This is a genomic window from Mesorhizobium sp. WSM4832, assembly GCF_055811115.1.
Window position 1 is genome coordinate 365,334 of sequence record NZ_JBVVQH010000003.1, and the last position, 7,254, is coordinate 372,587.

Sequence of the window (7,254 nt, forward strand, 5' to 3'; positions counted from 1 at the left end):
GCCTTTTTTCCCTTCTTATACCAGCATGCCCATCGGGTTTTCGATCATGCGCTTGAAGGCGCCGAGGAGTTCGGCGCCAAGCGCGCCGTCGACGGCGCGGTGGTCGGTCGACAAGGTCACCGACATCACGGTCGCGATCTTGATCTCGCCCTTCTTGACCACCGCGCGCTCCTCGCCGGCGCCGACCGCAAGGATCGTCGCGTGCGGCGGGTTGATGACGGCGGCAAAGTCCTTGACGCCGAACATGCCCAGATTGGACACCGCCGTGGTGCCGCCCTGATACTCTTCCGGCTTCAACTTGCGGCTTCTGGCGCGGCCTGCCAGGTCCTTCATCTCGTTGGAGATGACCGACAGCGTCTTTTCATCGGCATGGCGGATGATCGGCGTGATCAGGCCGCCGGGGATCGAGACCGCGACCCCGACATCGGCATGCTTGTGCTTGACCATGGCGCTTTCGGTCCACGAGGCGTTGGCATCCGGCACCGCCATCAGCGCCATGGCCATCGCCTTGATCACCATGTCGTTGACCGAGAGCTTGTAGGCGGGAACCTCGCCCTTCTCCGTCTTCTTCATCGGCGCGGCGGCATTGAGCTGCGTGCGCAGCGCCAAGAGCGCATCGAGCTCGCAGTCGAGCGTCAGGTAGAAATGCGGGATGGTGGTCTTGGCCTCGACCAGGCGGCGCGCGATGGTCTTGCGCATGTTGTCGTGCGGCACGAGCTCGTAGGAGCCTTCGGCGAACAGTTTCAGCACCTGGTCGTCCGACATCGGCTTCGGCGCAGGGGCGGACGGAGCGCCGGCGGGCGCCCTCGCAGCCGGCGCAGTCTTGGCGCCGCCGGAAGCGATCGCCGCCTCGACATCGACTTTCACCACACGGCCATGCGGGCCGGAGCCGGTTACCGACGCGACGTCGACGCCGGCATCCTTGGCGATGCGGCGAGCCAGCGGCGATGCGAAGACGCGATCGCCAGCGGCGTGGCCGTTGGCGACGGGAGCGGGCTCGGCCTTCGCCGGCGCGGGCGCCGCAGCGGCTGCTGCCGGCTTGGGCGCTTCCTTGGGCGCCTCGGCCTTCGGGGCATCCGCTTTCGCAGCTTCAGCCTTGGGCGCGGCGGCGGCGCCGCTCTTGGCCGCAGCGCCGGCATCCTCGCCCTCACCAGCCAGGATGGCGATCAGCGCGTTGACCTTGACGCCTTCGGTGCCGGCTGGAACCACCAGCTTGGCGACCGTGCCTTCATCGACGGCTTCGACTTCCATCGTCGCCTTGTCGGTCTCGATCTCGGCGATCACATCGCCGGGCGAAACCTTATCGCCTTCCTTGACCAACCACTTGGAAAGATTGCCTTCTTCCATCGTGGGCGAAAGCGCCGGCATGGTGATGTTGATTGGCATTTTTCCCTCTCGACCGGCTCAGCGATAAGTGACGGCTTTGACCGCCTCGATGACCTCGCCGACATTGGGCAAAGCCAGCTTTTCGAGGTTCGCCGCATAAGGCATCGGCACGTCCTTGCCGGCAATGGTGATCACCGGCGCGTCGAGGAAGTCGAAGGCCCGCTGCGACACCTGGTTGGCGATGTGGTCGCCGACCGAGTTCTGCGGGTAGCCCTCTTCCACCACCACGAGGCGGTTGGTCTTCTTCACCGAAGCGATGATGGTGTCGAAGTCGAGCGGTCGGACGGTCCTCAGATCGATGATCTCGGCATCGATGCCCATGCCGCGCAATTCGGCTTCCGCCTTCAACGTATAGGTCATGCCGATGCCGAAGGAGACGATGGTGACATCCTTGCCCTGCTTGTGGATGCGCGCCTTGCCGATCGGCAGCACGAAATCGTCGAGCTTCGGCACGTCGAAGGAATGGCCGTAGAGGATTTCGTTCTCAAGGAAGATGACCGGGTTCGGATCGCGGATCGCCGCCTTGAGCAGGCCCTTGGCGTCGGCCGCCGTGTAAGGCATCACCACCTTGAGACCCGGGATATGGCTGTACCAGGCCGCATAGCACTGCGAGTGCTGCGCGGCTACGCGGGCGGCGGCGCCGTTCGGACCACGGAACACGATCGGCGCGCCCATCTGGCCGCCGGACATATAAAGCGTCTTGGCGGCCGAATTGATGATCTGGTCGATCGCCTGCATGGCGAAGTTGAAGGTCATGAACTCGACGATCGGCTTCAGCCCGGCCATCGCGGCACCGACGCCGACGCCGGCAAAGCCGTGCTCGGTGATCGGCGTGTCGACCACGCGCCGCGGGCCGAATTCCTGCAGCAGGCCTTGCGTGATCTTGTAGGCGCCTTGGTACTCGGCGACCTCCTCGCCCATGACGAAAACATCGCCGTCGCGGCGCATTTCCTCGGCCATGGCGTCGCGCAGCGCTTCACGCACCGTGGTCGAAACCATTTCGGTACCGGCGGGGATGTCCGGGTCGGCCGCGACTTCCGTCTTCGGCGCGGCGGCGACAGGTGCGGCAGCTTCGCTCTTGGCAGCGGCGGGCGCCGGCGCGGCGGCCTCACCCTTGGCCGGCTCTTCGCCGATGCCTTCGCCGGCCTTGTCGACGTCTTCACCGTCGACGGCAAGCACGGCGATCACCGCATTGACCTTGACGCCTTCGGTGCCGGCGGGAACCACGATCTTGGCAAGCGTGCCCTCATCGACGGCTTCGACTTCCATCGTCGCCTTGTCGGTCTCGATCTCGGCGATGACGTCACCGGCGACGACCTTGTCGCCCTCGTTCTTCAACCATTTGGAAACATTGCCCTCTTCCATCGTCGGCGAGAGCGCGGGCATGAGAATTTCGATCGGCATGTCCTTGCCCTCTCCTTAGAGTACGATATCGGTCCAGAGCTCGGACGGATCCGGCTCTGCGTCGTGCTGGGCGAATTCGGCGGCGTCGGCGACAATGTCGCGGACTTCCTTGTCGATGGTCTTGAGCTCGTCCTCGCTTGCCCATTTCTTGGCCGTCAGGCGTGCCTTGACCTGCTCGATCGGGTCATGCTCGGAGCGCATTTTCTGCACTTCTTCCTTGGAGCGGTACTTCGCCGGGTCGGACATGGAGTGGCCGCGATAGCGGTAGGTCTGCATTTCGAGGATCAGCGGGCCGTTGCCGGCGCGGCACCATTCGGTGGCGAGATCGGCCGCCGATTTCACGGCGCGGACGTCCATGCCGTCGACCTGGATGCCCGGGATCTTGAACGAAGCGCCGCGATGCGAGAAATCGGTCTCGGCCGACGAGCGCGACACGGACGTGCCCATGGCGTAGCGGTTGTTTTCGATGATGAAGATCACCGGCAGCTTCCACAGCGAGGCCATGTTGAAGCTTTCATAGACCTGGCCCTGGTTGGCGGCGCCGTCGCCGAAATAGGTCAGCGAAACGTTCTTGTTGTCGCGGTAGCGGTTGGCGAAGGCGAGGCCGGTGCCGAGCGAAACCTGCGCGCCGACGATGCCATGGCCGCCATAGAAATGCTTCTCCTTGGAGAACATGTGCATGGAGCCGCCCTTGCCCTTCGACAGCCCGCCGCGGCGCCCGGTGAGCTCGGCCATGACGCCGCGCGGCGACAGCTCCATCGCCAGCATGTGGCCGTGGTCGCGATAGGCGGTGATCATCTGGTCGCCCTCGATCAGCGCCATCTTCATGCCGGTGACGACGGCCTCCTGGCCGATATAGAGGTGGCAGAAGCCGCCGATGAAGCCCATGCCGTAGAGCTGGCCGGCCTTTTCCTCGAAGCGGCGGATCAGCAGCATGCGCCGGTAGGCGGAAAGCTCTTCTTCCTTGGTGAAATCCGCCGGCTTGGGCGCTGACAGATTAGGCTGTTTGTCGGATCTGGATTTGGCGGGCGCTTTTTTGGCGGCGGTGGCCATGCGTCACTCCCTGTTGGCGTCTCTTTGCGGACATTCAGGGAGATCGATCGCCTCCCCACCGATTTGAGGGAAGCTAACACGCAAGGATGCATTGCGCCATGCTGAAAAATGCATGGCTGGCATGCATCTAAGCGATTAGAATCGTTGCAAATAAAGTCGATTAACCGAAACTCGGTTATTTCGTTGGGGCGGGCAACATGATGGTGATTTCGTCGGGCTGGGACAAATTGAGCGCCTTTCGGGCCTGCTCGTCAAGCATATCCTTCTCCAGCGTGCCTTCATGCATCAGCTGGACGCGGCGCTCGAAGTCGATCCGGCGCGCCTTGACGGTATCAAGCTGGGTCTGCAACTCGACCTTTCGAGCTTCAAGCCGGTACTTGGAGTAAATGCCGAACTCGCCGTGATAGGCATGGAAGCCGAAATAGGCCAGGAAGAGCACGCAGAGCGAGGGGATGATCAGCCTACCGGTGTTTCTCTGCTTATGCTGACGTGTCCACATGACCCGAACCCTCGCGGCCGCGAACGCAAGCGGCAATCGAGTCGTATTTCGCCCGATTGTGCTTAATGGACGGTTACGGGCGGCTTGGTCCAGGATGGCCGGAAACGAAAAAGGGCGGGATTGACCCGCCCCCTTCGGATTGCTCGAACAGGCTGGATCAGCCCTTGACCACCGATTTGCCGGCATAGCGCGCCTGCTTGCCGAGCTCTTCCTCGATGCGGATCAGCTGGTTGTACTTGGCCATGCGGTCAGAGCGCGACAGCGAGCCGGTCTTGATCTGCCCGCAATTGGTGGCGACGGCGAGGTCGGCGATGGTCGAATCCTCGGTCTCGCCCGAGCGGTGCGACATGACGGCGGTGTAGCCAGCCTTGTGCGCGGTCTCGACGGCGTCGAGCGTCTCGGTCAGCGAGCCGATCTGGTTGACCTTGACCAGGATCGAGTTGGCGACGCCCATGCGGATGCCGTCGCGCAGCCGCGCCGTGTTGGTGACGAACAGGTCGTCGCCGACGAGCTGGATCTTCTTGCCGATCAGATCGGTCAGGATCTTCCAGCCTTCCCAGTCGTCCTCGGCAAGGCCGTCCTCGATGGTGATGATCGGATAGTCGGCGGCCAGCTTGGCGAGGTACTTGGCCTGCGCCTTCGGATCGCGGGTCTTCTTCTCGCCCTCATAGACATAGTTGCCGTCCTTGAAGAATTCGGTGGCGGCGCAGTCGAGGCCGAGCGCCACATCCTCGCCCGGCTTGAAGCCGGCCTTCTCGATCGATTCCATGATGAAGTCCAGGGCCGCCGGCGCGCTCTTGAGGTTGGGGGCGAAGCCGCCTTCGTCGCCGACATTGGTGTTGTGACCGGCGTCCTTGAGCTTCTTGCGCAGAGTGTGGAAAATCTCCGAGCCCCAGCGCACGCCGTCGCGCAGCGTCGGCGCGCCGATCGGCAGGATCATGAATTCCTGGAAGTCGATCGGGTTGTCGGCATGGGCGCCGCCATTGATGATGTTCATCATCGGCACCGGCAGGATGTGCGCCTTGGTGCCGCCGACATAGCGGTAGAGCGGCAGGCCTGCGGCTTCCGCCGCGGCCTTGGCGACAGCGAGCGACACGCCGAGGATGGCGTTGGCGCCGAGGCGGCTCTTGTTCGGCGTGCCGTCGAGCTCGATCATCGTCTGGTCGATATGGATCTGGTTCTCGGCCTCCATGCCGCCGATCGCCTCGAACAGCTCGCCGTTCACCGCCTCGACGGCGCGCTGGACGCCCTTGCCGAGATAGCGCGGCCCGCCGTCACGCAGCTCGACCGCCTCATGCGCGCCGGTCGATGCGCCCGACGGCACCGCGGCGCGGCCCATCGAGCCGTCCTCCAGCACCACGTCGACCTCGACGGTCGGATTGCCACGGCTGTCCAGGATTTCACGCCCGACAATGTCGATGATGGCGGTCATTTGCGATGTCCCCGATTGATCGATTGAAGCGTCGCGCCCCTCTTAGCCAAAGCAGAGCAAAAGGCAATCGGCGGGGCCGCAATTATTGCCGCGGGCACGATTCACGAAGCGCAAATCTCTGTCATCATAAGTCATGCGCGTTGCGCGGTCTTCTCATCTATGGTCGCCTTCGCGCGGGGCGAAACAGGAGGAGTTTCGCCATGTCCCAGTTGAGCGGTATCGTGAGTTTGTTCCTGATCGCGGCGGCGTTCCTGACATCGTGCGACGATCAGAAACCCCAGCAAAGCTCGGTGGAGCTCTCCACTGTCAACGCGGCGGAGTAATTCAAACATCAAAGGCCCCCGGCTTTCCGCCGGGGGCCCTTGATTTCCGCGCGCCGATCAAGCGATCAATGCCAGTAGGGCTTCACGTGGTAGTATTGGAATGAGGCGTCTCGCGCCGCTTCGCCGTCGGCTCCGGTCAACTCCTTGATCGAGTACGCCGGTGCGGCCTGCAACTGGTCCTTGGTGAAGGGCACGACGTAGCCGCCTCTGTCCTCGTCATAGTCGAGCGTCGCCCACGGAACTGCGTGGTACTTCTCGCCCATGCCGAGGAAGCCGCCGAAACCGATCACCGCGAACATGATGCCGTTCGACATCTTGTCCAGCATGACATCCTCGATGCTGCCGATGCTGTCGCCTTCGGTGTTGTAGACTGACGTGCCGATGACGCGCGAGGCGGCAATGGCTTCGGTATGCCCGGACGGGGTTGTCATGGTGGTGCTCCTCTCGGTTGAATGCCTGCATTGACAATGAGAGGAGCGGGCGAAGGTTCCGACTTTTTGCTCAGCTGTCCATCAGGATGAACGTCACCTTCATGTTGACGCGGTAGGCGGCAATCTTGCCGTCCTCGACAACGATCTTCTGGTCCTGGATCCAGGCGCCTTCGACGTTCTTCAAGGTTTTCGCGGCGCGCGCGATGCCCTTCTCGATAGCGTCCTGAAAGCTCTTCTTGGACGATGACGTGATTTCGGTGACGCGGGCGACAGACATGGCTTCCTCCTGCCAAGGCGCTCAGTTGCGGAAACGAGCGTATCGCCGGTGCGGTGCAACCACAAGTCAGTGCAGAATCGGCCCGCTCCGCCGGGATCAGTGGCCTTTGGCGATGCGGTCGAAGGCCATCAGCTTTTCCAGCAGTGCCGGCATGTCCTTCAGCGGAAGCATGTTGGGTCCGTCGGAAGACGTCGAATTGTCCGGGTCCTGATGGGTTTCGATGAAGACGCCGGCAACACCGACTGCGACTGCCGCACAAGCCAGTGTCGCGACGAACCGGCGCTCGCCGCCGGAGGACCCCCCCAGCCCCCCCGGGTGACCGAGAATAAAGAGCGGGTGATTGCCGTGCACAATATTTTTGTCAGGTTATTTGTATTATAAACAAAAACCAGCCCCCCAGACCCGCAAGAATAGGGGGTGTGGGGGGGTGGGGTGTAAAAAAAAAAGGT

Annotated in this window: 8 protein-coding genes and 1 pseudogene; 1 reads left to right on the forward strand and 8 read right to left on the reverse strand. The window is 62.9% G+C overall.

Annotated elements, in window-relative coordinates; translation table 11 throughout:
- Positions 1-15: 15 nt before the first annotated feature.
- From AC0L2L_RS07015 to eno, 5 genes are all read right to left on the reverse strand, one after another.
- Complete coding sequence (locus AC0L2L_RS07015; RefSeq protein ID WP_473577097.1) at positions 16-1,386, reverse strand: pyruvate dehydrogenase complex dihydrolipoamide acetyltransferase; 1,371 nt, start codon at positions 1,384-1,386, stop codon at positions 16-18.
- 18 nt (positions 1,387-1,404) lie between these two features.
- Entirely contained in the window at positions 1,405-2,790 is a 1,386-nt protein-coding gene (locus tag AC0L2L_RS07020) for a pyruvate dehydrogenase complex E1 component subunit beta (protein ID WP_473577098.1), read from the reverse strand.
- Between the two features lie 15 nt (positions 2,791-2,805).
- Positions 2,806-3,843 (reverse strand): pyruvate dehydrogenase (acetyl-transferring) E1 component subunit alpha, encoded by a 1,038-nt coding sequence (gene pdhA, locus AC0L2L_RS07025; RefSeq protein WP_473577099.1) that lies wholly within the window; start codon positions 3,841-3,843, stop codon positions 2,806-2,808.
- 175 nt (positions 3,844-4,018) lie between these two features.
- Positions 4,019-4,342 (reverse strand): FtsB family cell division protein, encoded by a 324-nt coding sequence (locus AC0L2L_RS07030; RefSeq protein ID WP_473577101.1) that lies wholly within the window; start codon positions 4,340-4,342, stop codon positions 4,019-4,021.
- Between the two features lie 157 nt (positions 4,343-4,499).
- On the reverse strand, positions 4,500-5,774 hold the full coding sequence (gene eno, locus AC0L2L_RS07035) for a phosphopyruvate hydratase (protein WP_473577102.1): 1,275 nt from the start codon (positions 5,772-5,774) through the stop codon (positions 4,500-4,502).
- Between the two features lie 200 nt (positions 5,775-5,974).
- Here eno and AC0L2L_RS07040 point away from each other — a divergent pair, with 200 nt between their 5' ends.
- A complete protein-coding gene (locus AC0L2L_RS07040) occupies positions 5,975-6,097 on the forward strand; it encodes a hypothetical protein (protein ID WP_280798885.1) in 123 nt (40 codons plus the stop codon).
- Between the two features lie 65 nt (positions 6,098-6,162).
- Here AC0L2L_RS07040 and AC0L2L_RS07045 read toward each other — a convergent pair whose 3' ends face one another.
- The 3 genes and pseudogenes from AC0L2L_RS07045 to AC0L2L_RS07055 form a co-directional block, all read right to left on the reverse strand.
- On the reverse strand, positions 6,163-6,528 hold the full coding sequence (locus AC0L2L_RS07045) for a PRC-barrel domain-containing protein (RefSeq protein ID WP_473577105.1): 366 nt from the start codon (positions 6,526-6,528) through the stop codon (positions 6,163-6,165).
- 70 nt (positions 6,529-6,598) lie between these two features.
- On the reverse strand, positions 6,599-6,805 hold the full coding sequence (locus tag AC0L2L_RS07050) for a dodecin family protein (RefSeq protein ID WP_473577106.1): 207 nt from the start codon (positions 6,803-6,805) through the stop codon (positions 6,599-6,601).
- Between the two features lie 96 nt (positions 6,806-6,901).
- Positions 6,902-7,120, reverse strand: a pseudogene (locus tag AC0L2L_RS07055) (3-deoxy-8-phosphooctulonate synthase); the annotation flags it as partial.
- Positions 7,121-7,254: the final 134 nt, after the last annotated feature.

Bases quoted from the DNA above. Each gene is read 5' to 3' on its own strand.
- AC0L2L_RS07015 (WP_473577097.1), bottom strand. From the start codon at position 1,386: ATGCCAATCAACATCACCATGCCGGCGCTTTCGCCCACGATGGAAGAA.
- AC0L2L_RS07020 (WP_473577098.1), bottom strand. From the start codon at position 2,790: ATGCCGATCGAAATTCTCATGCCCGCGCTCTCGCCGACGATGGAAGAG.
- pdhA (WP_473577099.1), bottom strand. From the start codon at position 3,843: ATGGCCACCGCCGCCAAAAAAGCGCCCGCCAAATCCAGATCCGACAAA.
- AC0L2L_RS07030 (WP_473577101.1), bottom strand. From the start codon at position 4,342: ATGTGGACACGTCAGCATAAGCAGAGAAACACCGGTAGGCTGATCATC.
- eno (WP_473577102.1), bottom strand. From the start codon at position 5,774: ATGACCGCCATCATCGACATTGTCGGGCGTGAAATCCTGGACAGCCGT.
- AC0L2L_RS07040 (WP_280798885.1), top strand. From the start codon at position 5,975: ATGTCCCAGTTGAGCGGTATCGTGAGTTTGTTCCTGATCGCGGCGGCG.
- AC0L2L_RS07045 (WP_473577105.1), bottom strand. From the start codon at position 6,528: ATGACAACCCCGTCCGGGCATACCGAAGCCATTGCCGCCTCGCGCGTC.
- AC0L2L_RS07050 (WP_473577106.1), bottom strand. From the start codon at position 6,805: ATGTCTGTCGCCCGCGTCACCGAAATCACGTCATCGTCCAAGAAGAGC.